Annotated in this window: 28 protein-coding genes, 1 riboswitch and 1 other annotated feature; of the genes, 16 read left to right on the top strand and 12 right to left on the bottom strand. The window is 34.7% G+C overall.

Annotated elements, in window-relative coordinates:
• Nucleotides 1-39: 39 nt before the first annotated feature.
• Together B5P42_RS31935 and B5P42_RS07585 are read right to left on the bottom strand one after the other, a co-directional pair.
• On the bottom strand, nucleotides 40-204 hold the full coding sequence (locus B5P42_RS31935; RefSeq protein WP_003188170.1) for a hypothetical protein: 165 nt from the start codon (nucleotides 202-204) through the stop codon (nucleotides 40-42).
• Between the two features lie 98 nt (nucleotides 205-302).
• Nucleotides 303-1,577: a murein hydrolase activator EnvC family protein gene (locus B5P42_RS07585; protein ID WP_044437969.1), complete on the bottom strand. Its 1,275-nt coding sequence runs from the start codon at nucleotides 1,575-1,577 to the stop codon at nucleotides 303-305.
• 492 nt (nucleotides 1,578-2,069) lie between these two features.
• On the opposite strand from B5P42_RS07585, the gene gltP reads away from it, so the two are divergent.
• The 3 genes from gltP (at nucleotide 2,070) to B5P42_RS07570 (ending at nucleotide 5,568) form a co-directional block, all read left to right on the top strand.
• Nucleotides 2,070-3,344: a glutamate/aspartate:proton symporter GltP gene (gene gltP / locus B5P42_RS07580; protein ID WP_002030692.1), complete on the top strand. Its 1,275-nt coding sequence runs from the start codon at nucleotides 2,070-2,072 to the stop codon at nucleotides 3,342-3,344.
• Between the two features lie 68 nt (nucleotides 3,345-3,412).
• Complete coding sequence (locus B5P42_RS07575) at nucleotides 3,413-3,931, top strand: ribonuclease FAU-1 family protein (protein WP_002135200.1); 519 nt, start codon at nucleotides 3,413-3,415, stop codon at nucleotides 3,929-3,931.
• A gap of 120 nt (nucleotides 3,932-4,051) precedes the next feature.
• Nucleotides 4,052-4,157, top strand: a riboswitch (SAM riboswitch).
• Nucleotides 4,158-4,251: 94 nt separating this feature from the next.
• Complete coding sequence (locus B5P42_RS07570; protein WP_044437981.1) at nucleotides 4,252-5,568, top strand: Na+/H+ antiporter NhaC family protein; 1,317 nt, start codon at nucleotides 4,252-4,254, stop codon at nucleotides 5,566-5,568.
• Between the two features lie 68 nt (nucleotides 5,569-5,636).
• On the opposite strand, the gene B5P42_RS07565 is transcribed toward B5P42_RS07570, so the two are convergent.
• Nucleotides 5,637-6,059 (bottom strand): GNAT family N-acetyltransferase, encoded by a 423-nt coding sequence (locus B5P42_RS07565; RefSeq protein ID WP_113733927.1) that lies wholly within the window; start codon nucleotides 6,057-6,059, stop codon nucleotides 5,637-5,639.
• A gap of 310 nt (nucleotides 6,060-6,369) precedes the next feature.
• On the opposite strand from B5P42_RS07565, the gene B5P42_RS07560 reads away from it, so the two are divergent.
• The 6 genes from B5P42_RS07560 (at nucleotide 6,370) to B5P42_RS07535 (ending at nucleotide 10,331) form a co-directional block, all read left to right on the top strand.
• The gene (locus tag B5P42_RS07560; RefSeq protein WP_113733926.1) at nucleotides 6,370-6,726 is read left to right on the top strand and encodes a lmo0954 family membrane protein; all 357 of its coding nucleotides are present in this window, start codon (nucleotides 6,370-6,372) and stop codon (nucleotides 6,724-6,726) included.
• A gap of 44 nt (nucleotides 6,727-6,770) precedes the next feature.
• The gene (locus B5P42_RS07555) at nucleotides 6,771-7,433 is read left to right on the top strand and encodes a PspA/IM30 family protein (protein WP_002011675.1); all 663 of its coding nucleotides are present in this window, start codon (nucleotides 6,771-6,773) and stop codon (nucleotides 7,431-7,433) included.
• A gap of 106 nt (nucleotides 7,434-7,539) precedes the next feature.
• A complete protein-coding gene (gene liaF, locus B5P42_RS07550; RefSeq protein ID WP_002126337.1) occupies nucleotides 7,540-8,280 on the top strand; it encodes a cell wall-active antibiotics response protein LiaF in 741 nt (246 codons plus the stop codon).
• Nucleotides 8,280-9,335, top strand: coding sequence for a sensor histidine kinase (locus tag B5P42_RS07545; protein ID WP_002011673.1), 1,056 nt, complete (start codon nucleotides 8,280-8,282; stop codon nucleotides 9,333-9,335). The genes liaF and B5P42_RS07545 overlap by 1 nt, the downstream gene beginning before the upstream one ends.
• Nucleotides 9,332-9,964 carry a response regulator gene (locus tag B5P42_RS07540; protein ID WP_000598709.1) on the top strand — a complete coding sequence of 211 codons (633 nt, stop codon included), beginning with the start codon at nucleotides 9,332-9,334 and terminating at the stop codon, nucleotides 9,962-9,964. Before B5P42_RS07545 ends, B5P42_RS07540 begins: the two co-directional genes overlap by 4 nt.
• Before the next feature lie 10 nt (nucleotides 9,965-9,974).
• The gene (locus tag B5P42_RS07535) at nucleotides 9,975-10,331 is read left to right on the top strand and encodes a DUF3992 domain-containing protein (protein WP_002126339.1); all 357 of its coding nucleotides are present in this window, start codon (nucleotides 9,975-9,977) and stop codon (nucleotides 10,329-10,331) included.
• A gap of 24 nt (nucleotides 10,332-10,355) precedes the next feature.
• On the opposite strand, the gene brnQ3 is transcribed toward B5P42_RS07535, so the two are convergent.
• Complete coding sequence (gene brnQ3, locus B5P42_RS07530) at nucleotides 10,356-11,711, bottom strand: branched-chain amino acid transport system II carrier protein BrnQ3 (protein ID WP_113733925.1); 1,356 nt, start codon at nucleotides 11,709-11,711, stop codon at nucleotides 10,356-10,358.
• 57 nt (nucleotides 11,712-11,768) lie between these two features.
• Nucleotides 11,769-12,027 (bottom strand) — a binding site (T-box leader).
• Between the two features lie 262 nt (nucleotides 12,028-12,289).
• Between brnQ3 and B5P42_RS07525 the strand changes: the two genes are divergently transcribed.
• Nucleotides 12,290-12,499: a hypothetical protein gene (locus B5P42_RS07525; protein WP_000880630.1), complete on the top strand. Its 210-nt coding sequence runs from the start codon at nucleotides 12,290-12,292 to the stop codon at nucleotides 12,497-12,499.
• Between the two features lie 39 nt (nucleotides 12,500-12,538).
• Here the strand turns inward: B5P42_RS07525 and B5P42_RS07520 are convergent, their stop codons facing one another.
• Nucleotides 12,539-13,315, bottom strand: a complete 777-nt coding sequence (locus B5P42_RS07520) for a class I SAM-dependent methyltransferase (RefSeq protein ID WP_113733924.1) — start codon at nucleotides 13,313-13,315, stop codon at nucleotides 12,539-12,541.
• A gap of 108 nt (nucleotides 13,316-13,423) precedes the next feature.
• Here B5P42_RS07520 and B5P42_RS07515 point away from each other — a divergent pair, with 108 nt between their 5' ends.
• A complete protein-coding gene (locus B5P42_RS07515) occupies nucleotides 13,424-14,275 on the top strand; it encodes a YhfM domain-containing protein (RefSeq protein ID WP_113733923.1) in 852 nt (283 codons plus the stop codon).
• 172 nt (nucleotides 14,276-14,447) lie between these two features.
• Here the strand turns inward: B5P42_RS07515 and B5P42_RS07510 are convergent, their stop codons facing one another.
• Nucleotides 14,448-14,645, bottom strand: coding sequence for a hypothetical protein (locus B5P42_RS07510; protein ID WP_000776287.1), 198 nt, complete (start codon nucleotides 14,643-14,645; stop codon nucleotides 14,448-14,450).
• Nucleotides 14,646-14,797: 152 nt separating this feature from the next.
• On the opposite strand from B5P42_RS07510, the gene B5P42_RS07505 reads away from it, so the two are divergent.
• The 3 genes from B5P42_RS07505 (at nucleotide 14,798) to hmpA (ending at nucleotide 17,928) form a co-directional block, all read left to right on the top strand.
• Nucleotides 14,798-15,895, top strand: a complete 1,098-nt coding sequence (locus B5P42_RS07505) for a site-2 protease family protein (RefSeq protein ID WP_113733922.1) — start codon at nucleotides 14,798-14,800, stop codon at nucleotides 15,893-15,895.
• A gap of 114 nt (nucleotides 15,896-16,009) precedes the next feature.
• Nucleotides 16,010-16,528, top strand: a complete 519-nt coding sequence (locus tag B5P42_RS07500; protein WP_044437990.1) for a hypothetical protein — start codon at nucleotides 16,010-16,012, stop codon at nucleotides 16,526-16,528.
• Between the two features lie 191 nt (nucleotides 16,529-16,719).
• Nucleotides 16,720-17,928, top strand: a complete 1,209-nt coding sequence (hmpA, locus tag B5P42_RS07495; RefSeq protein WP_060750567.1) for an NO-inducible flavohemoprotein — start codon at nucleotides 16,720-16,722, stop codon at nucleotides 17,926-17,928.
• Nucleotides 17,929-17,957: 29 nt separating this feature from the next.
• On the opposite strand, the gene B5P42_RS07490 is transcribed toward hmpA, so the two are convergent.
• A complete protein-coding gene (locus tag B5P42_RS07490) occupies nucleotides 17,958-18,470 on the bottom strand; it encodes a Crp/Fnr family transcriptional regulator (RefSeq protein ID WP_002086692.1) in 513 nt (170 codons plus the stop codon).
• Nucleotides 18,471-18,640: 170 nt separating this feature from the next.
• Between B5P42_RS07490 and B5P42_RS07485 the strand changes: the two genes are divergently transcribed.
• On the top strand, nucleotides 18,641-18,868 hold the full coding sequence (locus tag B5P42_RS07485; RefSeq protein ID WP_000883004.1) for a hypothetical protein: 228 nt from the start codon (nucleotides 18,641-18,643) through the stop codon (nucleotides 18,866-18,868).
• Between the two features lie 293 nt (nucleotides 18,869-19,161).
• On the opposite strand, the gene B5P42_RS07480 is transcribed toward B5P42_RS07485, so the two are convergent.
• The 3 genes from B5P42_RS07480 to B5P42_RS07470 all read right to left on the bottom strand — a co-directional run bounded on the left by B5P42_RS07480 (nucleotide 19,162) and on the right by B5P42_RS07470 (nucleotide 21,710).
• A complete protein-coding gene (locus B5P42_RS07480) occupies nucleotides 19,162-19,962 on the bottom strand; it encodes a sulfite exporter TauE/SafE family protein (protein ID WP_002086690.1) in 801 nt (266 codons plus the stop codon).
• A 117-nt stretch (nucleotides 19,963-20,079) separates the two neighbouring features.
• A complete protein-coding gene (locus tag B5P42_RS07475; RefSeq protein ID WP_002030715.1) occupies nucleotides 20,080-21,078 on the bottom strand; it encodes an inorganic phosphate transporter in 999 nt (332 codons plus the stop codon).
• An 11-nt stretch (nucleotides 21,079-21,089) separates the two neighbouring features.
• Nucleotides 21,090-21,710, bottom strand: coding sequence for a DUF47 domain-containing protein (locus B5P42_RS07470; RefSeq protein WP_000231445.1), 621 nt, complete (start codon nucleotides 21,708-21,710; stop codon nucleotides 21,090-21,092).
• A gap of 311 nt (nucleotides 21,711-22,021) precedes the next feature.
• On the opposite strand from B5P42_RS07470, the gene B5P42_RS07465 reads away from it, so the two are divergent.
• Complete coding sequence (locus tag B5P42_RS07465) at nucleotides 22,022-24,061, top strand: transglycosylase domain-containing protein (protein ID WP_002086687.1); 2,040 nt, start codon at nucleotides 22,022-22,024, stop codon at nucleotides 24,059-24,061.
• Between the two features lie 178 nt (nucleotides 24,062-24,239).
• On the opposite strand, the gene B5P42_RS07460 is transcribed toward B5P42_RS07465, so the two are convergent.
• Both B5P42_RS07460 and B5P42_RS07455 read right to left on the bottom strand, forming a co-directional pair.
• Entirely contained in the window at nucleotides 24,240-24,668 is a 429-nt protein-coding gene (locus B5P42_RS07460) for a hypothetical protein (RefSeq protein WP_002166086.1), read from the bottom strand.
• A 219-nt stretch (nucleotides 24,669-24,887) separates the two neighbouring features.
• Nucleotides 24,888-25,862 (bottom strand): Gly-Xaa-Xaa repeat protein, encoded by a 975-nt coding sequence (locus tag B5P42_RS07455; RefSeq protein WP_113733921.1) that lies wholly within the window; start codon nucleotides 25,860-25,862, stop codon nucleotides 24,888-24,890.
• Between the last annotated feature and the right edge of the window lie 152 nt (nucleotides 25,863-26,014).

Here is a 26,014-nt window from a genome sequence, read left to right as displayed (position 1 = left end):
CTATTCTATAGGGTACATTTTAGTGGATTCTCCGTCTTTTTATTGTGTTGTAGAAGTATTTAATAAGCGATTATATGCTTTATAAGCTGTGACAACTGCGATAAATGATCCAATTAAAAATAACGCTGAGCCGCCGAATGTAAATAGCCGGCCAATGTATGTTTCTCTAGCTTCTTCTATTTCTTCTTGTAATTGTGTATTCATATTTATCCCCCCGCAAAATATAGGCATTTAGTTGTAGTTTATGTAAAACGCCTAAAAAGTGTGAAGTAGTAAAAAAAACTCGGTATGCACCGAGTTTTTTATAATCCGATATAAGGAGATGGATCAACTGCGTTTGTCTTACCGACATTCCATTCCCCAAGGTGAAGTTCGAAGTGTAAATGTTGTCCGTATGATTGGCCAGTGTTCCCCATAAATCCAAGTTGAGTGCCTTGTTTTACAGTTTGTCCATTAGATACAGAACGGCTACTCATATGTGCATATACAGTTGTATATGTTTTTCCGTTTATACGGTGAGATAAGTATACAACATTTCCGTAACTAGATGATAATTCTGAACGGATAACGACGCCATCTGCAGCAGCTACGATTGGCACTGTTCCTGAAGCTGCGATATCGATTCCTTTATGGTTATCTAAAGAACGTGTACCAAATCCTGAAGTTTTCGATCCAGCGGCAGGTTTAATAAATCCACCTTTGTTCGTATCTTGCGGTGTTGGTGCGGATTGTGTGCTTTCTTTAGCAGAAGCGGCTACCTGTTTTTTTGCTTCCTCAGCCTTACGTGCCTCTTCAGCTTTACGCGCTTCTTCTGCACGTTTTTCTTCTTCAATTGCTTTTTGAACAGCTTGACGCTGGTTTTCTAAAATGCCTTTTGATTCTTCTAACCCTTCAATCTCTGAATCTACTTTTGCTACTTTCGTATGTAGATCGTTAATAAAAGTTTGTTGCTGTTGTTGGTTACTTTGTAATTCTTGCTGTTTTTGTTCTAATTTTTGCTCAGATTCTTTCAGTTGTTGCTCTTTTTTCTCAACAGCCTCTTTTTCTGTCGTCACAGCATTTTGATCGCTTGTTTGTTTTTTCACAATATCTGTATCGTTATTTAAAATTAAACTTACAGAATACATATTATCAACAAGATCGGCAATATTTGCAGAACTTGTTATTACTTCTGTAATGATACTCGTACGAGGCTTTTCTTGCATAGATTGTAGTCGTTGTTTAATAACTTCCTGCCGTGTATCTATGTTCGTTTGTAATTGCTCTATATGTTTCTTTTTTTCAGTAATAACTTGCTGTGTGTTGCTAATTTCTTTTTTTGTATCGTTTAATTCAGCTTCGTTTTTATTAATAGAAGTAGTTAATTCGTCGATTTTCTTTTGTAATTCCTGGATTTCTTTTTCTATTTGTTCTTTCTCAGCTGATTTATTTTGTAAGTCATTTTGTTTGCCTTCTAATTCGGATTGAATATTAGATAATTTATTCTCATTCGTTTCAGCGTATACGGGTGAAAGTAACGGGGAAACGAAAATCGTTCCAGCTGCTAAAACACTAAATGCTGCAAATTTCTTTTTCATGGTTGTCTTGCTCCTTTCCCTATGAATGTTATATATCATAAGAAGAAGAGTGTCTATCGTTGTAATCATAATGTAAAGAAAATTTTATAATTTTGCTAAGTTTTGTCGGAATTTAGTATCTTTTCGTAGTGTTTGTCATAAATTTAAAATTCTTGAATGTATAGAAAAAGATATCAATTTCTATATTTTTTTAAAAAAACATGGAAATTGATGGAATTTTCCATAATGAAACAGTATTTTAAAAACCTATCAATCACTAGTAAGGAATCGATTTCATGTGAGGTTTTCTGACATGAAGTTTATTTTTGTCAAGAAAATTATTTGCATTCGTGCAAACTTATTTTGTTGTCAGATTTTAAATTTTGATTTATGATTTTCAACAGGGACAAAATGTAGTGAATTGTCGAATAATATGTAATACTCTTAATTTCAAGTTTTATAGAGATAGAATGAGAGATAGAGTGACACATCGAAGAGGGGGTTACCATAAGTATGAAAAGAATAGGACTTGCATGGCAAATTTTAATAGGACTTGCGCTTGGTATTGCAGTTGGGGCGATTTTCTTTGGCAATCAGGAAGTGGTGAAGTACTTACAACCAATTGGTGATATTTTCATCCGATTAATTAAGATGATTGTTGTACCGATTGTTGTAGCGAGTATTGTTGTTGGGGTTGCTGGTGTTGGCGATATTAAAAAGTTAGGTCGACTAGGCGGAAAAACAATTATTTACTTTGAAATTATTACAACGATTGCAATTGCTGTCGGTCTATTAATAGCAAACATTTTCCAACCTGGAAAAGGCGTTGATATGGATAAGTTAACAAAAACAGATATTTCTAAATATACACATACGACAGAGCAAGTACAAAGTCATTCGTTCGCAGATACGTTTGTAAATATTGTTCCGACGAACATTATGAAATCATTAGCTGAAGGTGATATGCTTGCTATTATCTTCTTCTCAGTATTATTTGGTTTAGGTGTAGCAGCAATTGGTGAGCGTGGCAAACCAGTTCTACAATTTTTCCAAGGTGTAGCAGATGCAATGTTTTATGTAACGAACCAAGTTATGAAGTTTGCACCATTTGGTGTATTCGCATTAATTGGTGTTACAGTTTCTACATTCGGATTAGCTTCATTAATTCCATTAGGGAAATTACTCATTGTAGTATACGGAGCAATGATCTTCTTCGTTGTAGTTGTATTAGGACTTACAGCGAAAATATTCGGTATTAACATTTTCCAATTCTTTAAAATTTTAAAAGACGAGCTGATCTTAGCGTACTCTACAGCAAGTTCAGAAACGGTTTTACCGAAAATTATGGAGAAAATGGAGAAATTCGGTTGTCCGAAAGCAATTACATCTTTCGTTATTCCAACGGGTTATTCATTTAACTTAGATGGATCAACTTTATATCAAGCAATTGCGGCAATTTTCTTAGCGCAAATGTACGGTATTGAATTATCCATTACACAACAAATTACGTTATTACTTGTATTAATGGTTACATCAAAAGGTATCGCGGGTGTACCGGGTGTATCATTCGTTGTATTATTAGCAACACTTGGTACAGTAGGTATTCCAGCTGAAGGTTTAGCGTTTATTGCAGGTATTGACCGTATTCTAGATATGGCTCGTACAGCAGTTAACGTTGTAGGTAACTCTTTAGCGGCTGTAGTTATGTCTAAGTGGGAAGGTCAATATGACGCTGAAAAAGGACAAGCCTATTTAAAAGAGATATCTGAAAAGGGTCAAGCAGCTTAATTATAATATGAACAAGCTCTCACATAATATGTGGGGGCTTTTCTATATATAGAAGAGGAGCGGACGTAATGAAACGTAAATATGGTGACGGTTCTTCGTGGAAGCGACTAATAGAGAAGGATTATAGGGTTAAGCAAGTAGAGGATGGAATGTTAGGAATACTGGACATAAAAAAAGTGAGAGAACCTAGTCATAAAGAATACAATGGTAAACAGCTTTGCATTGCAGGTGATGGGTATACATGGATGCAATATTTTATAAACGGGAAAAACTTTGCAATTACAGCTATGTTAGACAATCAAAAACAATTAGTACAATATTATATCGACGTGACGAAAGAATATAAAATAGACGAGCGTGGTTTACCTTATTTTGATGATTTATATTTAGATGTAGTATTGTTACCGAACGGTGAGATCTATGTACTGGATGAAGACGAGTTAGAGGATGCCTATAAAATTGGTGATGTTACAAAAGAAGAATATGAGTTAGCATGGAATACAACAAAATGGATTATCGCGACGATAAAAAATAGAAAATTTTATTGGATCTCAATATTGGATAAAGAAATCGAAAAGTTAAAATGATTGGTTTATTCATATTTTTGTATAATTACCAAAAAAATCTATACAAAAAATAATTGACTTTTGTTTTGTAAGCGAGTAAAGTTAGGAAAGAAATTATTATTAAAAAATAAATATGAAACCTTCTTATAAAGAGAGGCGGAGGGACTGGCCCTACGATGCCTCGGCAGCGGACTCGATTTCAGAGTGCTGTGCCAAATCCAGCAAGCATGTGCTTGAAAGATGAGAAGAGTGTTTCTTATAGATGTATAAGACCTCTTCTCATCGGAAGAGGTCTTTTGTTGTTCATTAGAAAAGGTTGAAAACTAGGGAGAGATGATACTTTGAAAGAAACGAGAGGAAATGGTTTAGCGTTATTACCACTTGGAATATTTTTGGCGCTATTTATTGGTTCTGGAATTATTACAGGTGATTTCTATAAATTGCCGATACTTGTAGCAATTTCAATTGCTGTAGGAATTGCTTTAGTGATGAATCGTAAGGAAAGCTTTAATGTGAAAGTAGAACGATTTGCTAAAGGGGCAGGAAACCCTGATATTATGATCATGGTTCTGATTTTTGTACTTGCAGGGGCGTTTTCTGAAACAGCAAAAGGAATGGGCGGAGTTGATTCCACTGTTAACTTAGCGTTATCTATTTTACCCCAAGGATTTATCGTTGCTGGAATTTTTGTTATAGGGGCATTTATTTCATTAGCGATGGGAACTTCAATGGGAACAATTGCTGCATTAGCACCGATTGCTGTAGGTATTAGTGGGCAAACAGATATCTCAATTGCACTTACGATGGCTACTGTTGTGGGCGGAGCGATGTTTGGCGATAATTTATCATTTATTTCTGATACGACAATTGCTGCTGTTCGTTCGCAAGGAACAGAAATGAAAGATAAGTTTAAAACGAATTTTTTAATTGTATTGCCAGCTGCAATCATTACAATTGTAATATTAGTAATGATTACTTTAGGTAATGATACAGAAATTAAAGCTCATACATTTGATTGGGTGAAGATTTTACCATATGCAGGTGTACTTGTTACAGCGCTACTTGGCTGGAATGTACTTATTGTATTAACCGGTGGAACGGTACTATCTGGTGTTATCGGTCTTATAGATGGAAGTTATACGTTAGAGAGTTTCTTTAAAAGTGTAACGACTGGAATGGGCGGTATGATGGAGTTAGTGTTACTTGCCATTTTAATCGGTGGTATGGTTGAACTTATCCAGTATAATGGTGGCATTCAATATTTAATGAATCTTTTAACACGTAATATTCATTCGAAAAAAGGAGCGGAGTTTGGTATTGCTGGCTTAGTGAGTATGACGAATGTGTGTACAGCAAACAATACAATCTCTATCATTTTTACAGGTCCGCTTGCGAAAAATATTGCGGATCAGTATGAAATTGATCCCCGTAAATCAGCGAGTGTACTGGATCTTTTCTCTTGCTGTGTACAGGGGTTAATCCCGTATGGTGCTCAAATGTTAACAGCGGCAGGATTTGCTGCGTTATCTCCGGTCGAATTGTTACCATATGCATTTTATCCAATTTTAGTTGGAGTATGTGGAATCATTTCTATATTAATTGGTTTCCCGAGATTTTCTAAAGTGGCGGAAAAAAAAGAGTATCATAAAACTGCATAACATAAAGAGACATTTATTATTAGCAGTTGAAAACGCTCGGAGAACATTCTCTGAGCGTTTTTTATTATTTATAAATCCTTTTTCAAATAGTAGTGTTTATAATCTCTTCCTACGTTATCGAGGATACCATACTCTTTATAACCATATTTTTTATAGAAATCTAATGCTTGAAAGCTTAAAGTGTCAACTTTTATAAAATCACAATTTCTTTCTAAAGCGATTTTTTCTACTTCTAATAACAGTTTAGTTCCATACCCTAATGCACGTATATCTTCATCGATGATAAAAGAGTGAATCTCTAACCAATTCCAACAGACTTCACCTAATATTCCCCCGCATATTTTACCATTTTCATCTTTAAGAAATAAATGAATCTCTAAGTATCTGTCTCTTAAATCAGATGGAAAGTGCTTTAAATTATATTCATAAAGCTGATTGTTTATATAGTTTTTAGCGGTGGTATTGATTTCTTTCGTAATGTGTAAATTCATGATATATCCCCTTTAATTTAAATGTAGCCTTCTGATTTATTTTAACATAATTTTCTTAATAATATATTTAATGTAATTTAATAAACGTTTGTATGTATTGCTAATTTTTTGGACTCGCAAGTTGAGATTTTCATCCGTTATTGAATAAGAATTTTTCTGTATCTATACGCATCGCATACATGTTCGTTTTGCAAAAGGCTGAATTCAACTCGGTCTTAAGTCTGAGTCGAAAACAGTTCTTAAGCTCGTTATGAAAAAATGAAAAAATAGTTAAGATAAGAGTATCAAATCGAAGGGAGGCAAGCACAAGATGAAACAATTTCTAGCGTTTATCGCAGCCGGTATTTTGGCTTTAATTGCTCTTGGTAGTCTTGCTGGTATTGTAGGATTCGCCATTGGAGCAGGAGTTGTGTACTGGAGCTATAAATCATTTGTGCGAGCTAAATCATTCTTTGGAAAGTTAGCTTGGGGTATTGTTGGTTTAATCGGTTTGTCCATTGCACTTTCTCATTCCCCAGCATTAATCGGTATCGCAGCATTAGTAGTTTTATACTACGGATACCGTGAGTGGAAAAAAGGAAAAAATGTAGTTGTTGATTCTGCTCCAGAAAGTGCTAAAACATATAGCAACTTTGAAGATGAGTGGAACAAGTTAATGAAAAACTAATATAAAATAAATCAAATTATTAAGTAGAAGAGAGGAAGATTATAATGAAACAATCTTTATTCGGACGTGTACGCGATGCAATTTTAGCTGATTTTCATAATGTGTTAGATGAGAAAGAAAGAAAAAATCCAATTGCTATGTTAAACCAATATTTACGAGATAGTGAGCGTGAAATAACAAAAATTGAGAAGTTAATTCAGCGTCATAAAACATTAAAATCTAACTTCGCTCGTGAGCTTGAGCAAGCACGTTATTTCGTTAATAAAAGATCAAAGCAAGCTATCATCGCACAAGAAGCAGGCGAATTGCAATTGCATGAACGTGCATTAGAAGAAGTAGCGTATTATGAAGGGCAAGTAACTCGCTTAGAAGAAATGTATGCTGGTGTTGTAGAGCAAATTGATGAGTTAGAACGTCGTCTTTCAGAAATGAAAAATAAATTAAAAGAAATGAACGCAAAGCGTATGGAATTAATGGCACGTGAAAATATGGCGCATGCAAACCGCCGTATGAATACTGCTATGCATAAAATGGATGAAAATAATCCGTTCTTACGATTCGAAGAAATTGAAGATCACATTCGTGACATAGAGCTTCGTATAAATGAAGAGCATGAGCGTGATACATTTGATATGAAAATTGCAAAACTAGAGAGTGAAATGAAAGAGAAAAATGAAGTATCGTTAACGAAAGAAGTAACAAAATAATTGTAGTATATAATAAAACAGGCTTATGATATAGTGATAGGAGAAAAGGTGTTGGAAAGCAATGCCTTTTCTTCTATGTATATGTGACAAGGAGGGGGGAGCTGAAATGAAGAAGCAATTTTCAAAAACACAATTTATGGGGATGCTCCTCATCATATTTGGATTCGGTCTTTTTCTTGATATGATACTTGGACATTTTGAACCAGGTGGTCTAATATTTGCATTTATTATGATTATGTTTGGAAGACATTATCGAAAGAAGAACCGTTATGTAAGAGGGAATGTATTTTTATTTGTCGGTGGTATTGTCTTCTTATTCTTCTTATTTTCATCAGCGGCATTCGTACTTGTTGTGTTTGCTTGTTTAGCTTTAATTGGTTATCAACTTATTCAACAAGGACATCGGCAAAAAGCAATGAAAGTTGAAATTAAAGAAAAGGGATATATAAATGAAGAAAAACAAATATATCGTACAGAACCGTATATAAAAAATATGTTTGTAGGTAATGTACGAATGATGGATCATATTTATGAAATAGAGGATATTAACGTCCAATATGGTGCTTGTGACGTCGAGATTGATTTAACAACTGCTATGATTCCAGAGGGAGAAACGGTTATTGTGATTCGGGGCGTCATTGGTAATATTCGCTTATATGTACCATATGATATTGAATTGTCTTTAAATCATTCTGTTATTGTTGGGCGAGTGCTCCTGCCAGGACACGAAGAAACTGGATTTAACCGTAATGTTACGTTTAGAACAGAACAGTATAAAGAAGCCCCTCGTCGTATTAAAATTATTTCTTCGCTTGTCGTAGGCGATACGGAAGTGAGGAAAGTATAATGAAAAAACAAAGGAATATTTCGTGGATGTATATTCGTTATTCTATGTTGTCCTCTGTGAGTATCGCACTTATTTGTACAATTGTATATGTATGGAAAAGCGAGCAACAAGTTTATGATTTACTCTGGAAAGAATCCATTGCTTCTGTTCCAATTGGCTTGTTTATTATGAGTACGAGTCTTCTTATCGGAGGAATTGTAGGATATGCAATCGGTTATTATATAGAACAGCGTATACAAGGATTAAATACTTTTCTATTTGAAGTAGAGCGAGGGAATTTTCCGAGTGATGTTTCATTTACTGCGGACGATGAATTTCATGAAGTGGAACGAAAAGTAATTGGTCTTGCTCGTCGCTTAGAGGAGCAAGCTGGGCTATTTCAAAAAGTAACGAATGAACGAGCCCATTGGAATGAAGAGATGAGACAAGAAGCGATTTCTCAAGAAAGGCATCGATTAGCGAGAGAGCTACATGATTCTGTAAGTCAGCAGCTTTTTGCAATGTCGATGATGATGTCAGCCATTAATGAGCAAGCAGCTGAAATTCCAGACACGACGAAAAAACAGTTGCAGCTTGTTGAGAATATGGTTGTAAATGCACAATCAGAAATGAGAGCATTGCTCCTTCATTTACGCCCAGTGCAGTTAGAAGGTAAGAAACTAACAGAGGGTATAGAAGAATTATTAACAGAACTGTCTAGAAAGCAACATATGAAAATTGAATGGTTAATTGAACCGATTCAATTAAAAAAAGGTGTAGAGGATCATTTATTCCGTATTGTACAAGAGGCGCTGTCTAATACTTTACGGCATGCGAAGGCAAAGAAAACCGAAGTACGCCTTCGGAAAATTGATCAATATGCGATTTTGAAAATTATTGATGACGGTGTTGGGTTTAAAGTTGGTGTTAATAAGGCTGGTTCATACGGTTTAAGGTCAATGCAAGAGCGAGTTCATGAAATTGGTGGTACATTAAAAGTTCTTAGTTTTCCGAATAAAGGTACGCAAATAGAAGTGAAAGTACCTATTATGATTGAGAGAGGGGGAGAATCATGATAAAAGTATTACTAGTTGATGATCATGAAATGGTTCGAATGGGTGTATCAGCATATTTATCAACGCAGCCAGATATTGAAGTAGTTGGAGAAGCTGAAAATGGAAGAAAAGGTTCAGAGTTAGCTTTGCAATTAAGACCGGATATTATTTTAATGGACCTTGTTATGGATGAGATGGATGGGGTTGAAGCGACACGTGCTATTATTCAAGAATGGCCAGAAGCGAAAATTGTAGTTGTCACGAGCTTTTTAGATGATGAAAAGTTATATCCTGTTATTGAGGCGGGGGCGACAAGTTATTTATTAAAAACATCAAGAGCGAGTGATATTGCAGATGCTGTAAGAGCTACTTATGATGGGGAAACGGTATTAGAGCCGAAAGTTACTGGAAAAATGATGTCTCGTATGCGTCAGAAGAAAGAACAACCTTTGCATGAGGAGTTAACAGAAAGAGAGTCTGAAATTTTGTTATTAATTGCAGAGGGGAAAAGTAATCAAGAGATTGCAGATGAGTTGTTTATTGCCCTTAAAACAGTAAAGACACATGTGAGTAATATATTAAATAAGCTAAATGTAAGTGACCGGACACAGGCGGTTATTTATGCGTTTAGACACCAATTGACGAAATAAGAAGGAAGCTTTGACTATATATGGTCAAAGCTTTTTATTGACGGTTATTTATGTAAGCGTTATCATTAAGGTGTTAACAGTACATACAAAGGGGAGAGAGTGTATGTTAGTTCAAACGATATTTGGAATGGATGAAACGAAAAAATTAGGCAACTATGTGAATGCGTTGCAAGCACTTTGTGAACAATATGATATTGAAACAGATCGTATTGCAATTATTGAGGCTACAGAAGAATATTATTTATTTCTAGTAAAACAAGAAGATTGCTATGATGTTGTAAAAGTAGAAACAGTGGATACGAATATTGATTACTATACGAAAGCTTATAAAGTAAGTAGCTTTAATCATACTTCTTATCAAATGTAAAAAACTCCCGAAATGGGAGTTTTTTTATGATACTTTTGATTCAGGTGAATGCTCCGTTAATGGTACTGTTTTTGCACCACTTAATTTTGCGATAGCAAAACCGATAATAGCCCCAACTAACGCTGGTACTAACCAGCCAATTCCTTCATTATATAATGGAATAAACTCAAAATAAGATGTGATAAATGAAACAGGAATATTCCCTTGTTTTAATCCGTCAAAAACGCTAACAACTGCTGTTCCGATTAAAGCACATACATAAACAGATCGATAGCCACCGAAATATTTATGAAGTAATGATAATAACACGAGTACAATTGCAACTGGATATACAACAAGTAAAATAGGAACAGAGATGGCGATAATTTTTGTTAAACCTAAGTTGGCAACTAATAATCCTAACAAGCAAATGACACTTGCTAACATTTTGTATGAAAATTTTGTCAATAATGTTGAGAAGTATTGACTGCACGCAGATACAAGTCCAACGCATGTTGTTAAGCAAGCAAGTGTAACGATAAGAGATAACAGAATTAGACCATATGGACCGAATAATTGTTGTACGATAACGGTAAGTAGCTGTCCTCCATTTTTTGCGTATCCGAGAGAGACACTAGTTGTACCGAGCCAGCCAAGTGCACCATATACAAGTACGAGACCAGTAGCGGCAATAAGTCCTGCTTTTGCTGTAGCGATGGCAATTGATTTACGATCACTCACACCTTTTGAGCGAATTGCATTTACAACGATAATCCCAAATGCAAGTGCTGAAATGGTATCCATCGTTAAGTATCCTTCCATAAAACCTTTGAAAATTGGAGAAGTTTGATACTCTTGCATGGCTGGTCCAGATTGCCCGAGGGGTGTAAATACACTCTTAACGAATAATAAAAAAATAGAGAGTAATAAAATAGGTGTTAATACACTTCCGATACGATCGACGAGCTTAGAAGGGTTTAAACTAAGCCAAAATACGATAGAAAAGAAGATGACTGTGTATAAAAATAGCACTAGGCTGCTAGAGCGAATAGTTTCTGGTAAGAAAGAACTAACCCCCATTTCATAAGCGACATTAGCAACACGTGGGATGCCCATAGATGGACCGATTGCAATGTATACAACTACCGTAAAGAATATTCCGAATAATGGGTGAACATGACTTGCAAGTTGTTGCATTCCATTTCCTGATAGAGAAATAGCGATAACAGTAAGTAGTGGTAAGCCGACTCCTGTTAGTAAAAAACCAATCATTGCTGGCCAAAAGTTTTCACCAGCATTTTGTCCAAGCATTGGAGGGAAAATTAAATTTCCTGCCCCAAAAAATAAAGAAAATAGCATAAGGCCTGTGAAAAAAACATGTTTTTTTGATACAGTGTTCATTGTTTTTCCTCCTTTTTTGTAAATTCATTGTAAGAACACAAAAAACTCGTCCCTAAAGAAAGGGACGAGTTATATTTACCCGCGATACCACCCTAATTTATACATGTAGAAATAAATCTATATGTATACGGCTCTGCAACGTACAACATGATACGTGTTCCTTGTAACGGGGGACATCCGGTAAGAACTTACTTTAGCATTCGGTTCTACTTCTCGGAGATGATTTTCGGTTAAGCACTGAACGTTGGCTTTCAGCAAATCGCCAACTCTCTGGGGAACAGTCCTATAACGTACTCGTTCTCGTCAATGAATTTTAATTCAAGTATTCTGACAGTATTTTCACACGTTTTTTTTAGAAAGTCAACATATTTTTTGGGAAATATACTTTCCTGTAGAAATATAGCTGAGAATATAAGGGTTAATACTATTTGTAAAAATGCTGTAAAACATTATAGAGAATTGTAAAGTTTATGGAGAAAATCGATATTTATAGGAGTAAGGAAGGAATTATTTGAATTTGCAGAGAATAATACAACAATCCACTTGCTGGAAAGAACAAACCAAAAGAGGTGACTGAAATGCTTGCGATGGGAGTATTATTTGGCATTATTGCTATAATTGGTTTTATGTGGTTATATTATTCGCGTTCGTTTAAACAAGCAGAAGTTTTACTCTTTCAAAAAGGTAGTTTGTTGACAAATCAGTCTAGATATTTAGTATGTCCGAAGTGTGGAAGTGCACAGGCCAGGAGTGGAGGATATCAAGAGTGTTGCAAAATTAGATTATGAAAGAAGGAAGCCTCACATTACTTTGTGAGGCTTCCTTCCTTACAATTTTTTCGCGCTCCAAATTGTCCAACGATCTCTTTCGATGATAGGAGAGACGTTTTGTAATGCCGTTTGGATATGATTTAGAAGTTGAGAAAGTTCATGATCTGTTAGTTCATATAGAATGGATCGGCCTGTTCGAGGAGATAAATCTTGTAGCAAAGCCTCTACAGAATCATGTACTTTTCGTACTTCCCATTGTGTTTGTATGGGGAACGCTTGAAGAGAATATTGTTGTAATTCTTGCTGAATAGTAGTGGTTTTTGGTCTTCTTTTTGCTTCTGTTTCAATGAGTTTTGGAAAGACAGAGAAAAAATATCCACGAAGGTGTTCAGGACTTCCTGGGATTATACAATCTTCAATGGTCCGGTCTTGTAAAATAAGTAGACCGTCTTTTTTTAATATGCGAGAAGCCTCTCGTATAAATGTGGGAATATCATACAAATGATGAATGACTGCACGAGAAATGACAAGGTCGAATGTTTCATTAGGGAATGAGATATTATGTGCATCACCGTGAATGAATGAAATGTTTGGGAAGCCGTTACAATTTTCTTTTGCAGCTTGTAATATTTCTTTTGAAAAATCAAGCCCAACAACACTTTTGGCTCCCATAAGAGCAAGTTTTTTCGTATAAATGCCTCCACCACAACCTATATCAATTATTTGTTTGTTTTGTACATCTACAATATTGTTTATTGTTTCCTGCCATGAAATATGTGCGTTACGACTTGCATACGTATACTTATTATTTGCATCATGAAAATTAATGGACATTGTAAAATCCTCCCTTCATTGTATAGTATAGCTCATTCTATATAATGTAACGTTTTTGTTTTATGTATGAGGATTATAAGAATTTCTTATTGGAAAAGGAGAATCGATTTGAAAGGGAAATATTTAATGGTTTTATGTGTTATTTTACTCGCGTCGTGTGGTCAAGCAGAGCAAAAGAAAGAATCGAAACAAGTAGAGGAGACAGTGAATGAAGTGAAAGAACCATTACAAATAACTGTTATACAAAAAGGTACAGAAGAAAAAAAATTAAAGAAAATGGATGCGGAGTTAGTGGTGGATATTATAAGCAAAGCAGAAAAACAAGAAGTAACAGGTAGCTTTGGTAAACCAGAATATGAAATACAAATTAGTAGAGAGGGGAAAATAGAAACGTATTATGCATGGTTAAGAGGAGAAGACCGACGGGGATGGGTGCAATATAAAAAAGCTATGTATATGCTGAACGAAAAAGATACGGAAAAACTTTTGGCTATATTTCCAAAGATTCCAGAACAAAAAGAAGATGAGATGCAGGTAGGGCCTTTAACGGAAATAACGAAAAAAGATTTGCAGATTACCGCGTTTCATATTAAAGCGGGTGATCAAAAAATGAATTACACAGTACGTTATACGATTTCACAATCACTATATAATAAGTTAGCGAAGGAACAAGAATATTATTTGCAATTAATTTTCCCGGAAAAGGTTCAAAAATTAATTGGCGCAAAAGAGAGTGAAATAATTTCAGCTGAAAAAGTAAAGGAAGGGTATAAACAGTATGAGTTGAATGTTACTGTTCCGATAAAAGATGCTTCAGAATCACAATTAAAATCACTAGAAACCTATTATGATAATCACGATTTACAAATATTAAATAGTAAGAAAGAAAAAGTAGGAGCATTTCAAAACATTATTCAAATTGTTAAAGAGTATGGTGAAAAAATGAATTTACAAAGATAAAGTGAAATTTTAATCAGTGGGGGCATCCCCCGCTGATTATTAGCACGAATCCTACCTAAATTCTTTGCTCCAGCCGAATTTTGAGGTGGGATTCTTACTGCCCGTAAATAGCGGGCAGTAAGAATCATAAAGTCTATATGGAAATGATAATAGAGGGGAAAGATCCCCTCTATTATTTTGCTTTTGCAGATGGCTCATTCATTGATTTTCGTGTGATTAGAAAGGAAATCATAAGAGCAGAAAGAATAATAAGGGCTATAAATAAGTGATTTGGCAACCAATCTAATAATAATACGTAGCTGACGGTATAAAAAATAAGAGTTGAAGCTAAAAACGATAGAGCGCCTATCATAAGAGATTGTAATTTCATTTGTATTTACCTCCTTTTATTTTTATTTTTGGCTAAAAATGGATGAAATAAACATTATTTCTAACAATAGAAAAAAATATGTCATAATAGAGAAAAAGAATAAGTTTTGATGAGTGTATATGGCTCAATAAAGCGAGATAAAGGAGAGGAATATGAAAAATAATAAAAAAGGATTATGGGGAGTTATCGTTGCAATAGGGTTATTTTTACTATCTAAGTTAAAATGGGTATTTGCAATTTTTAAGTTAGCAAAATTTTCAACAGTATTTAGTATGTTTTTATCGCTTGGTGCATACGCAGTCATATATGGTTGGAAGTTTGGGGTAGCACTCGTATATTTATTGTTTGTACATGAGATGGGGCATTTATGGGCAGCGAGAAAGAAAGGTATACCAACATCGCCAGCAATCTTCATACCATTTATGGGAGCTCTTATTGGGATGAAAGAGATGCCGAAAAATGCAAAAGATGAAGCTTACATTGCATATATGGGACCTCTTTTCGGATTGCTTTCATTTTTACCCGCGATCCCACTGTATATAATCACGAAAGAGCCGTTTTGGGCGCTTATTATTTTACTTGGAAGTATGATTAATTTCTTTAACTTAATTCCAGTTTCTCCGTTAGATGGTGGACGAATAATTTCAGTTGTAAGCACGAAAATTTGGGGAGCAGGGCTAGTTATACTACTCGGCTATTCTATTTACTTCAAGAGTATTTTAGGAGGATTTATTGTTATTATCGGTTGTATGGAATTGTATAGAGTAATAAAGAGAGAGGAACCGATTAAGGAATTAGGATATAAAATCGATGGAATGAAAGAATATGTTGCTAGGCTTGAAGAGGAATTAAAAGAAACTGGTGCGGTGCATCGAACGATTTATATGATTCACCATGAAATGAATGTATTAAGACAAAGAGAACGTGAAAAAGAATTAAAAACAGGAGAACTTCAAAAGATTGAAGTGCTAGAGTACCTTTTACCAAAATTTGAGCCACTTGATTATGTCCCATATGAAGATGAAAAAGAAATGCATACAATTCATATAAGAGAAGCATTTGAAATGTCAGAAAGAAAATTAAATGAATGGGAAACAGAAAAGGAACAACAAGAAAATTATTATAAAGTCGATAGGAAAACGAAATGGACAGTATTTGCTTGTTATATCGGATTAATGGCTATACTCGGTTATACAGCTTATGAAGGTTATGTTGTTTTACAAGAGCATTTACCAAGGAGAAGTTTGTAGAAAAATAGTGTCGAAATGAAAAGGAGGATTTAAACAGGAATTACATTTCTACGAGAGAATGTTACAAGTGTAACAGTACATTGTAATATTCATAGTAGAAAAGGGGTTCTGTATATGAAGAAATTGTTAAGTGTATTGGTGACTATTACTGTGATGGCAATAGCGAGCTATAGTCTTATGAAAGTACTATTATATTATGCGAATAAGTCTGCTGGAGTAAATACAGTAGCACAAATAGAAGAGGTGCAAGAGAAGAAGAAGACACTCGATTTTGTTCGTACGACACATGAAAGTTATAATAATTTCTTGAATTATGGCAAGGCAGAGAAATATACAGATGGGGATTGGAAACATTTTAAACAATGGTTTCAAGAGCAAGAAGCCTCTTTAAAAAATATACATAAAGAAATAAAAAATGAAAAAATAAAACGCGATGTGAATAGAAGTTATGAAATTGTAAAAAAAGGTGTGGAGCTTCAGAATATGGAGTATGTAATCTATGCTCATCGCATATATCATGACTTGGATATACTTGTAAATAAATATAAAGGTGAGACGAATGTATGGGGGTATACCGAGTTTGGAGATGGGCAGAATATACAAGTAATTGAACAAGCAATACAAACGAAGTAGTAGGCTAGCTAGAATTCTAGTTAGCTTTTTTTTGAGCACTATTAATGATGGCTAATTAAAATTTACTTAATATGTGCATTGTTCATATATTTTTCACAAAAACACCATGTTAATAGTGATTAAAATCACAATATGAATTATACAATTCAGTTAAACTAAAAACAGTTAAGGAAATAGAGGAGTGGGATACAATGTTAAGTGCAAAAACAATTGAAATCGTAAAGTCAACAGTACCGTTATTACAAGAAAAAGGCGTTGAGATTACAACGAGATTTTATCAAATTTTATTTTCGGAACATCCGGAGTTATTGAATATTTTCAACCATACGAACCAGAAAAAAGGAAGACAACAACAAGCATTAGCAAATGCTGTTTATGCAGCTGCAATGTACATTGATAATTTAGAAGCTATTATTCCAGTTGTAAAACAAATCGGTCATAAGCATAGAAGTTTAGGTATTAAAGCAGAGCATTATCCAATAGTAGGTACATGCTTACTACGAGCGATTAAAGAGGTCGCAGGCGCACCTGATGAAGTTTTAAATGCATGGGGAGAAGCGTATGGCGTCATTGCTGATGCATTCATTAGCATTGAAGCGGGTATGTATGAAGAAGCTGCACATAAAGAAGGTGGATGGAAAGATTTCCGCAACTTTGTGATTGTTAAAAAAGTGAAGGAAAGCGACGTTATTACATCATTTTATTTAAAACCTGAAGATGGCGGGAAAGTTTCTTCATTCATCCCAGGACAATATGTAACGATTCAAATAAATATTAAAGGTGAGACATATACACATAATCGTCAATATAGCTTGTCTGATGCTCCAGGAAAAGAATATTATCGTATTAGTGTAAAGAAAGAAAAAGGTGTAGATACACCAGATGGTAAAGTATCTAATTACTTACATGATCATGTAGGGGAAGGGGATGTCTTACCAGTAAGTGCACCAGCGGGAGATTTCGTATTAAATATGGAGTCAACATTACCTGTTGTACTAATTAGTGGTGGAGTAGGTATTACACCGATGATGAGTATGTTAAATACGTTAATTGAACAAGAATCAAAGCGTAATGTATGCTTTGTTCATGCGGCGATAAATAGTAATACACATGCGATGAAAGAGCATGTTGAGACAGTAGAAAAAGAGTATGAACAAGTTAAAGCATATACTTGCTATTCTTCACCGACAGAGCAAGATGTGGAAATGAAGAATTTTGATCAAGAAGGATTCATTGAACGTGAATGGTTACAAACTATTATTCCAACGACTGATGCAGAATTTTATTTCTGCGGTCCAGTACCATTTATGAAACATATAAATGCTGCATTAATTGATTTGGGTGTTAAACAAGAGAACATTCATTATGAATTTTTCGGTCCCGCAGCAAGCTTACAATAGGTTAACGTTGCCAAGCGAAAAACGAGGTATTATTTTACCTCGTTTTTTGCTTGTTCTCTAAGTAAGCGATTTACTGTTTCGCGGCGTACACCTATGAGCTGACCAATTTCAGTTTGTGTTAATATTTCATAAATAGGGATGTCACCTAAATAAAAGGTGAACCACTCTTGTAAACGATGAAGGCGCTCTTTAGGAGAGACAGTTGTCAATTGATCGATACGCTGTTGCATCATTCTTAACTTCGATTGTAATTGTATAGCGATATTTTCATATGATGCAGGATTTGCCTGAAGTTTGTCGTACCATTCATTGCTAATTATAGGCTCCACTTCTGTTTTCATTAAAGCGATAGCTGTACCGTGATATTCCTTCGGTGAAATTAAAGAATGGTGAGGTATCGTTTCACCAGGAACGATAATATTAAATAAAAATGGTGTTCCGTCTTCTTCTAACCGAATAACTTTTAATAAACCTGTTTTTATAAAATATAATGGACCGTCCTCACCTTGACGGAATAATACATCTCCCTTATGTAGAATCAATGTTAGCCCCCCATTAAAACATTTCTATTTCTTATATTTTAGCGTATATGTATAAAGACAATATGCTCTTTAAACAGCAATTTCATTGACGAAATGTATGCTATTACAGTAGTATACTATTTAGTGTGTAATAGTACTAGCAATGAATACGCTGTAGGGGGTTTAGTATATTGTTAGATGCGATGAAGATGACGGATATGAGAATTCCGGCAAATGCTATCATTCATGTGGAAGAGATGAAAGGTGGAGTCGTTTTATCCGTTGAAATAGACGGCCAAATTATTTATACGATGGCTTATGATGAAGAAACAGATAGTTATGCTGAATTATATGATCGAAACGATAAGAGGGCGTGCCAGGTACATGAAGACTTTATGGGATGGTCACTTCTTCACTAAAAAGATGTCAATATGACATCTTTTTTTATTGAATCGATAGATTATACAAAGAAATGAAATATAAGGATAAAATTTGTAATAAATGATTTTGCATTGTTAGCGCTTTGTAACTGTAAGATAACTGTTTTTTCGCTATCATAAAGATAACAGTCATAGCTATAGGAGTGATCTACTTGAAGAAATTACATATTTCAAATTTTATGCTATTAAGTGTTTGTTTAGTTTTATTTGTTCTCCTAGGAGCCTTTTTATATTCATGTGTATAAGAAAAAACGCATTCTAGAAAGAACGCGTTATAAAAATGAAGTAATGATTAATCTAGTTCCAAGAATAATTAATGTGATACGTAATAAATTAATTACTGCATTACCGCTTAATTTTGTGTTAATATAAGCCCCGATTTTTCCGCCAATCCATGCACCAGGAATAAGAATTAATGCATAAGCCCAGCTGACATTTCCTAGAGAGATGTGAGTTAAAGAACTTACAATTGCTGAGAGAAATACGATAAACATTGAAGTTGCTACAGCAATATGTGCTGGGAACGCAAAAAGGAGCATCATCGCTGGCACAAGTAAGGCACCACCACCGATTCCAAATAATCCGGATATAAATCCAACTATAAAGGCAATAAAGATAGCGAGAAATGGTGGAAATTGATAGTCTACAGTATTTCCTTCGTTATCTGTAAAAGATCGCTTAATTACAGTCATATTTGATAGGGAAAGAGGTTTCAATTTGTCTCGTAGTATAAGAAGAATGGAGACGAATATAAGAAAAATCCCAAAGTATAAAGAAAATGTATCTTGGTTTAAAAATTTGTTTGCCCATGATCCGATAATACCACCAGGGCCACTCCCGATAAATAAAATAAGTCCACTTTTGTAATCTACCCGTTTATGTTTCATATAAGTAAGGGTAGAAGCCAGCCCTGTAAAAACGACTGTTACCATAGAAGTTCCTACTGCGAGTTGTGGTGATAAACTGTGTAATCCAATTAATAACGGAACGATAATAATTCCGCCTCCAAGTCCGACTAGGCTCCCGACTGTCCCGGCGATTAATCCGATGAAAAGTAACATGATGTATTCCAAAATTGCCAACTCCTCTATATAACTTATCCATCAATCATTATACACGCTTTTTAATAAGAAATAGGCTTGTTCACAAAAAAGTCGTCTTCCTAGAAAAATAAGGAAGACGACTTTTGATTAAAAGATTAAGTGTAATAAGTAGTAAAATAATGCAGCTAAAGAAGCTGAAATAGGAAGTGTAATAACCCATGTAATTAACATGCGTTTTGCAGTTCCCCATTTTACACCTTTCACGCGATGTGAAGCACCAACTCCTAAAATAGAAGAAGAGATAACGTGCGTCGTACTAACCGGTAAGTGAATAAATGTTGCGCCGAAAATAACAAGTGATGATGATAAATCGGCAGCTACACCATTTACAGGACGAATTTTCATAATTTGTCCACCGACAGTTTTAATAATTTTCCAACCACCGACAGAAGTACCAAGACCCATTGCGATTGCACAAGATAATTGTACCCAGAAAGGGATATCGCCAGAAGTATGATAGTTATTGGCCATAAGAGCCATCGTAATGATTCCCATTGCTTTTTGTGCATCATTCGTACCGTGCGTATAAGCTTGTAATGCAGCGGTGAAAATCTGGAATATACGGAAGTTCTTGTTCGTTTTCGTTAAGTTAAAGTTTTTAAATACCACTTTAAAAATACTATATACGATGTAACCAATAACAAAAGCGATGATCGGTGAAATGATTAAAGCTTCAAGAATTTTTATAAACCCTTTATAGTTTAATGCGCTAATACCAGCAGCAGCAATTGCTGCACCAGCGATTGCGCCAATGATTGCATGCGAAGAACTACTTGGAATGCCATAGTACCAAGTGATCAAATTCCAGACTATTGCCGCAAGCAAAGCAGCTAAAATTACAAGAGAACCATTTTGCAAAGCAAACGGGTCAACAATATCTTTTGTAATCGTTTTTGCTACACCTGTAAATGTCATCGCACCTAAAAAGTTCATAATAGCTGCCATAACAATTGCATGTCTAGGCTTTAGAGCTTTCGTTGAAACAGCCGTTGCAATAGCGTTTGCTGTATCGTGAAATCCATTGATAAAGTCAAAAGCTAAAGCGCAAATGACTACTAAAACGGTCAGTATCAAGAGTGTATCCATGATCAAACTCCTTACGCGTTCTTCATAATGATTGTTTCTAATACGTTTGCAACGCTTTGACAGCTATCAGCTACTTCTTCAAGCTCTTCGTAAATCTCTTTAAATTGAATAATCTTAATCGGATCTTTCTCACGAGAGAATAAGTGCTTAATCGCATGACGGCGAATATCATCACATTGTGACTCGTAATCCTTAATCTTGATCGCATTTGTACGAATATCGACTAATTTCTTTTTAGAAAGTAGTTCAACAGAATTTGCAATCTCAATCGCACATTGATTAATTGCTTCAACGAATTTAATCATGTATTCATCAGCTTCTGTAATAGAATACATTTCGAATAGACCAGCACTGTGATCTAATCCGTCTAATACATCATCCATACTCATTGCAAGTTGTAGGATGTCTTCACGTTCAATAGGAGTAATAAACGCTTTGTTTAGCTCCATAATGATTTCGTGAATGAATGAGTCACCTTTTGACTCATACTCTTTCATGCGCATAGAAAACTCTTTTAAATCGCTAGCATTTTTAATTTTATACTCCACGAAAAACTGCGCGCCTTCTTTTAAATTTTCGGAAACGTTCATAAGCATTTCAGAAAATTTATCTTTTTTTGATTTAAAGACCATTATTGTTACCCCCACAAAAGTAATATATGTAAAATATATTGGCTAATCAATTCTAACAAAAAACTGTCGTTTTTTAAAACATTTTATCGAAAAGTTTACAAAAACTTAACATAACTCTCATTGTTGTATTAATAATATTAATACTCAACAATGAATATCTTACTTGTAGAATGTCCTTTTCTTGCAAAAAGTATGAATGTGAAAGAAAAGCTTTACACTATAGGAACGACTACGTTATTATAATAAATTTAAAAGGAGGTATATTCTTCCTTTTAAAAAGAAGAGTGTAAACAAATGAAGGAAGTGAACCAATGAAATTGAAGAACACTCACTTTAAAAAAACGCTTGAGTGGTTCAATAAGAGGAAGAAACTACGCAATTCATTAATTGTATTGGGAAGTTTACTTGCTACTCTATTTATTGTTGTAAATATAATAATTTCCATTCAAGATATATCTGAATTAAAACAAGCTGTTCCACAACCGACTTTAATTTATGATGCAAATAATGAAGTTGCGACTAAATTAGCTTCTTCTAAAACAGAAGGGGTCAAAAGGAAAGATATTCCTGATATTATGGTTCAAGCAATTGTTGCAGTAGAAGATAAGGAATTTTTTAGTCATCATGGTATTTACTATAGTGGAATTATAAGTGCTGTATTTAAGAACATTACAGCCGGTGAAGTTGTGGCAGGTGGTAGTACAATTACACAACAACTTGCGAAAAATGTATTTTTAACGCAAGACCGTACATTCTCGCGTAAAATAAAGGAATACTTTCTAACGAAAAAAATAGAACGTACTTATACGAAAGATGAAATTGTTGAAATGTATATGAATCAAATTTATTTTGGTGAAGGTGCTTGGGGGATAAAAAGAGCAGCTAAATCTTATTTTGATAAAGAAGTAAAAGACTTAACGATTTCAGAAGCTGCAACGATTGCAGGATTAATTAAAGCGCCATCTGCGTATTCGCCGTATAAAAACTTTAATAAATCAATTGAAAGACGTAATGTCGTATTAGGTTTAATGAAGGAGCAAGGATATATTTCTGAAGAACAATATAATCAGGAGAAAGAATCAGGTCTTGTATTACGACGTGGTGTTGACGATAAATATAAGGGAAAATATTCTCAATACGTAGATTATATTGTTAGAGAAGCGATGGACAAGTATGAATTAACACAAAATGAAATTTTAGCAGGTGGCTATCGTATTTATACGGAACTTGACTCGAAAAAACAACAAGCGGTTGAAGATGTTGTGAATAATGATAGTTATTTTAAAGATAGTGGCTCAGATCAGCTTATGCAAACTGGAGTGGTCCTTATGAATCCAAAAACTGGCGGTGTTCCGGCTTTAGTTGGAGGCAGAGGTCCTTATCAATTTTTGCAGTTTAATCATGCAACACAATTAAAAAGACAGCCAGGTTCAACGTTAAAGCCTCTTGCAGTGTATGTACCAGCGTTAGAACAAGGATATGAAGTATACGATGTCTTAAAAGATGAACCGTTTAATATTAAAGAATATGCACCACAAAATAGTGATCATACGTTCCATGGTAATGTGACGATGTATGAAGCGGTGGCAAAGTCATATAATGTTTCAGCAGTTTGGTTATTAGAGAAAATTGGATTAGATAAAGGATTGAAATCTTTAGAGCGGTTTGGTATTCCATTAGAGCCTGAAGACCATACGTATCCGATTGCTTTAGGAGGTATGCATGTAGGGACTTCACCATTTGTAATGGCTCAAGCGTATAGCGCACTTGCAAATGATGGTGTCCAAGTAGAAGCTCATGCCATTAGAGAAATCCAAAATGCTGAAGGGGAAACAATTGGAAAATGGTATAAGAAAGAAACTCGTGTGACGAACGAGAAAGTTGCCCAAAAGATGACATACTTATTAAAAGGTGTTATTGAAAGGGGAACAGGTGAAAAAGCGAAAGTTAATAATATCGATACCGCAGGCAAGACAGGGACTACCCAGCTTGTAAATGGACCAAGCACTGGTGCGAAGGATTCGTGGTTTGTTGGATACACACCGGATTTAGTAGGTGCGATTTGGGTAGGGTATGATAAAACGGATAGTGAGCATTATGTGCCAGGAGGCAGCCAAATTACAACGACAATGTTCCGGGATATTATGAAGAAAGCGAATGGAAATCCAACTCAAAAGGCATTTCAGTTATCACTAATACCTGAGGCGGATTATACAAAACAATTAAAAACGATTGAGGAAGAAAAACGAAGGAAAGAAGAAGAGAAAAAACGAAAAGAAGAGGAACAACAAAGAAAAGAACAGCAAAATGAATGGATAGATAAAGTGAAAGAGTGGATTCCATTTTGGTAAAAAAAGAGGCGAATAACGAGTTCGCCTCTTTTTTATGAGAAATGAGCGGTATTATCTCGGTTCAAAATGTGGCAACAGAAAAGAAGTTAGGTGAGAATCGAGCTGCCTATAAAAATTTGATGGGTTTAACTTAATAATCCGTGGGGATGGGAAAAGCGCCACGGATTAAAGCTTCAGTTTATTTATTTAGCGTAACATTGGTCCTACCGAAGGATTGAGAATCATACGTGACGGTTATTATTCCCTTACTAATAGGTTCATATGGCAATTCCTCTTCGAAACTTCCAGTATTTTCATTATGGATAGAGAGTGTTATTTCATCAACGTCTTTATTTTTATATTGATCTTTAATCGTTTCAGCGATTTGAAGTAGGTTTTCATAACTAGAAGCTTCTGTAATAAGCATTCCTTTTATAACTTTTTTTTCATTTTGTGTGGAAGAGGAATACGGGATGTTGTTTTGTTTTGTATACAGAAGTTCGTATGGAATTGTTTTTCTTTCTGCTTTTGAAACATTTGAATAGTTTAGAGTTAAAAGAAACCCTATACATAAAATTATGCATACCATAAGAACAAACCAAAAACGTGTCAGTGATATAATTCGCATTGTCATCCCTCTTTCATGTCTTTGTCTTCACTATTCATCATACAAAAAGAGGATTAAGCTAGAGTAAATTTGAAGTAAAGAAACGTAAAGAAGGAGCACTTATCCTCCAAAATAAGTGCTCCTTTTTATTAAAAGAAAGATTTAACATACAATCAAAATAATACAAATTACTATAAATCAAACATTCTTGGTCGTTCAAAAATAAAATGAAAACTAAAATTAGTAAATTCGGAAGACTGATAGTGTAGCTGTTGTGTCACCAGTGTTAGGGATGGAAATAGTATTTACTGTAGGTTGTACAGAGATTGTTGTACCAGCTGTTAAAGTAACAATTGTGGAGAAAGAAACCGCACTACCGATAACGTTAGTTGAAAAATTACGAGTAGGTGGTTGACCGTTGAATGAAATACCGAATCCAAATGGTGAAGAACTCGGGAAGGTTGTAGATGCTGAGAAACTAATATCGTATACTCCTGTTTCTAAAATAGTTAAAGTATCTGAAGTGTCATTAAAAATGAGATTATTTAGTTCGAAAACTTGATTAAATTGGATGTTCGTTCCAGGTGATATAGTTTGTGGATTAGAATTTCCTATTGCTGCTATAGTTACAGGGAGTGGTTTGCCCGATGGTCCAGTAGCCCCACGAAGTCCTTGAGGTCCAGTAGCGCCGGTAGCACCAGTAACGCCACGAAGTCCTTGAGGTCCAGTAGCGCCGGTAGCCCCAGTAGCACCTCCACCAAGGCAACCAGAGCCATATTTAACTAAAATGGTTTGGATTTCTATAATCAGCTTAATAAGTTTGTCTATAGTACAGCAATTAACTTTAAATAACTTAGCGATATACAGTAAAAAATTAAGCAGGCTTTGCAGTTCAACGTATAATGCTCCGCACGAGAAAGGTTTTGTTTTTAGAATAGTTAATAGGTGAGTAATAATAGAAGTTCCGATTTTTTCTTGTGCAGGTGATAAGTCTAAACATTTGAGGGATTTTTGTAGATTATCTAGGGTAGCTATAAGTTTATCAATATTACTTTGAGAAGGATTTTGGAATATATCTTTAATATTTTGTCCAAGAGCTTGAAGGGTTTTAATAAATTCTTTAAGTTCAGATTTAGAGATGTTAATAAAACTACAAGCCCGGACTTCGCAACAATCGTTACCGAAGAATACTTTCCCTCTATTTTTATTGTTCATCTTTTCATTCCTTTCTTTTATAGAATAAATAGTCTCAATATAATAAAATGAAAATAAAACTAAATTCGTGATGGACAAACTACTATTTCAAAAAAAATAAGGGTTTTACCTACTTAGTAAGGGGAATTAAAGAGATTGAAAGATTTCTATCT

It is taken from the genome of Bacillus sp. SRB_331 (assembly GCF_003264175.1).
Lineage (GTDB): Bacteria > Bacillota > Bacilli > Bacillales > Bacillaceae_G > Bacillus_A > Bacillus_A mycoides.
This window is presented reverse-complemented; position numbering and strand designations above follow the sequence as displayed.

What these genes read in the sequence shown, in the direction of transcription:
- B5P42_RS07545 (WP_002011673.1), top strand. Translation starts at nt 8,280, where the DNA reads ATGAAAAAACAAAGGAATATTTCGTGGATGTATATTCGTTATTCTATG.
- liaF (WP_002126337.1), top strand. Translation starts at nt 7,540, where the DNA reads ATGAAGAAGCAATTTTCAAAAACACAATTTATGGGGATGCTCCTCATC.
- B5P42_RS07525 (WP_000880630.1), top strand. Translation starts at nt 12,290, where the DNA reads ATGCTTGCGATGGGAGTATTATTTGGCATTATTGCTATAATTGGTTTT.
- hmpA (WP_060750567.1), top strand. Translation starts at nt 16,720, where the DNA reads ATGTTAAGTGCAAAAACAATTGAAATCGTAAAGTCAACAGTACCGTTA.
- gltP (WP_002030692.1), top strand. Translation starts at nt 2,070, where the DNA reads ATGAAAAGAATAGGACTTGCATGGCAAATTTTAATAGGACTTGCGCTT.
- B5P42_RS07510 (WP_000776287.1), bottom strand. Translation starts at nt 14,645, where the DNA reads ATGAAATTACAATCTCTTATGATAGGCGCTCTATCGTTTTTAGCTTCA.
- B5P42_RS07565 (WP_113733927.1), bottom strand. Translation starts at nt 6,059, where the DNA reads ATGAATTTACACATTACGAAAGAAATCAATACCACCGCTAAAAACTAT.
- B5P42_RS07520 (WP_113733924.1), bottom strand. Translation starts at nt 13,315, where the DNA reads ATGTCCATTAATTTTCATGATGCAAATAATAAGTATACGTATGCAAGT.
- B5P42_RS07460 (WP_002166086.1), bottom strand. Translation starts at nt 24,668, where the DNA reads ATGCGAATTATATCACTGACACGTTTTTGGTTTGTTCTTATGGTATGC.
- B5P42_RS07475 (WP_002030715.1), bottom strand. Translation starts at nt 21,078, where the DNA reads ATGGATACACTCTTGATACTGACCGTTTTAGTAGTCATTTGCGCTTTA.
- B5P42_RS07575 (WP_002135200.1), top strand. Translation starts at nt 3,413, where the DNA reads ATGAAACGTAAATATGGTGACGGTTCTTCGTGGAAGCGACTAATAGAG.
- B5P42_RS07500 (WP_044437990.1), top strand. Translation starts at nt 16,010, where the DNA reads ATGAAGAAATTGTTAAGTGTATTGGTGACTATTACTGTGATGGCAATA.
- brnQ3 (WP_113733925.1), bottom strand. Translation starts at nt 11,711, where the DNA reads ATGAACACTGTATCAAAAAAACATGTTTTTTTCACAGGCCTTATGCTA.
- B5P42_RS07540 (WP_000598709.1), top strand. Translation starts at nt 9,332, where the DNA reads ATGATAAAAGTATTACTAGTTGATGATCATGAAATGGTTCGAATGGGT.
- B5P42_RS07555 (WP_002011675.1), top strand. Translation starts at nt 6,771, where the DNA reads ATGAAACAATCTTTATTCGGACGTGTACGCGATGCAATTTTAGCTGAT.
- B5P42_RS07505 (WP_113733922.1), top strand. Translation starts at nt 14,798, where the DNA reads ATGAAAAATAATAAAAAAGGATTATGGGGAGTTATCGTTGCAATAGGG.
- B5P42_RS07560 (WP_113733926.1), top strand. Translation starts at nt 6,370, where the DNA reads ATGAAACAATTTCTAGCGTTTATCGCAGCCGGTATTTTGGCTTTAATT.
- B5P42_RS07465 (WP_002086687.1), top strand. Translation starts at nt 22,022, where the DNA reads ATGAAATTGAAGAACACTCACTTTAAAAAAACGCTTGAGTGGTTCAAT.
- B5P42_RS07585 (WP_044437969.1), bottom strand. Translation starts at nt 1,577, where the DNA reads ATGAAAAAGAAATTTGCAGCATTTAGTGTTTTAGCAGCTGGAACGATT.
- B5P42_RS07455 (WP_113733921.1), bottom strand. Translation starts at nt 25,862, where the DNA reads ATGAACAATAAAAATAGAGGGAAAGTATTCTTCGGTAACGATTGTTGC.
- B5P42_RS31935 (WP_003188170.1), bottom strand. Translation starts at nt 204, where the DNA reads ATGAATACACAATTACAAGAAGAAATAGAAGAAGCTAGAGAAACATAC.
- B5P42_RS07470 (WP_000231445.1), bottom strand. Translation starts at nt 21,710, where the DNA reads ATGGTCTTTAAATCAAAAAAAGATAAATTTTCTGAAATGCTTATGAAC.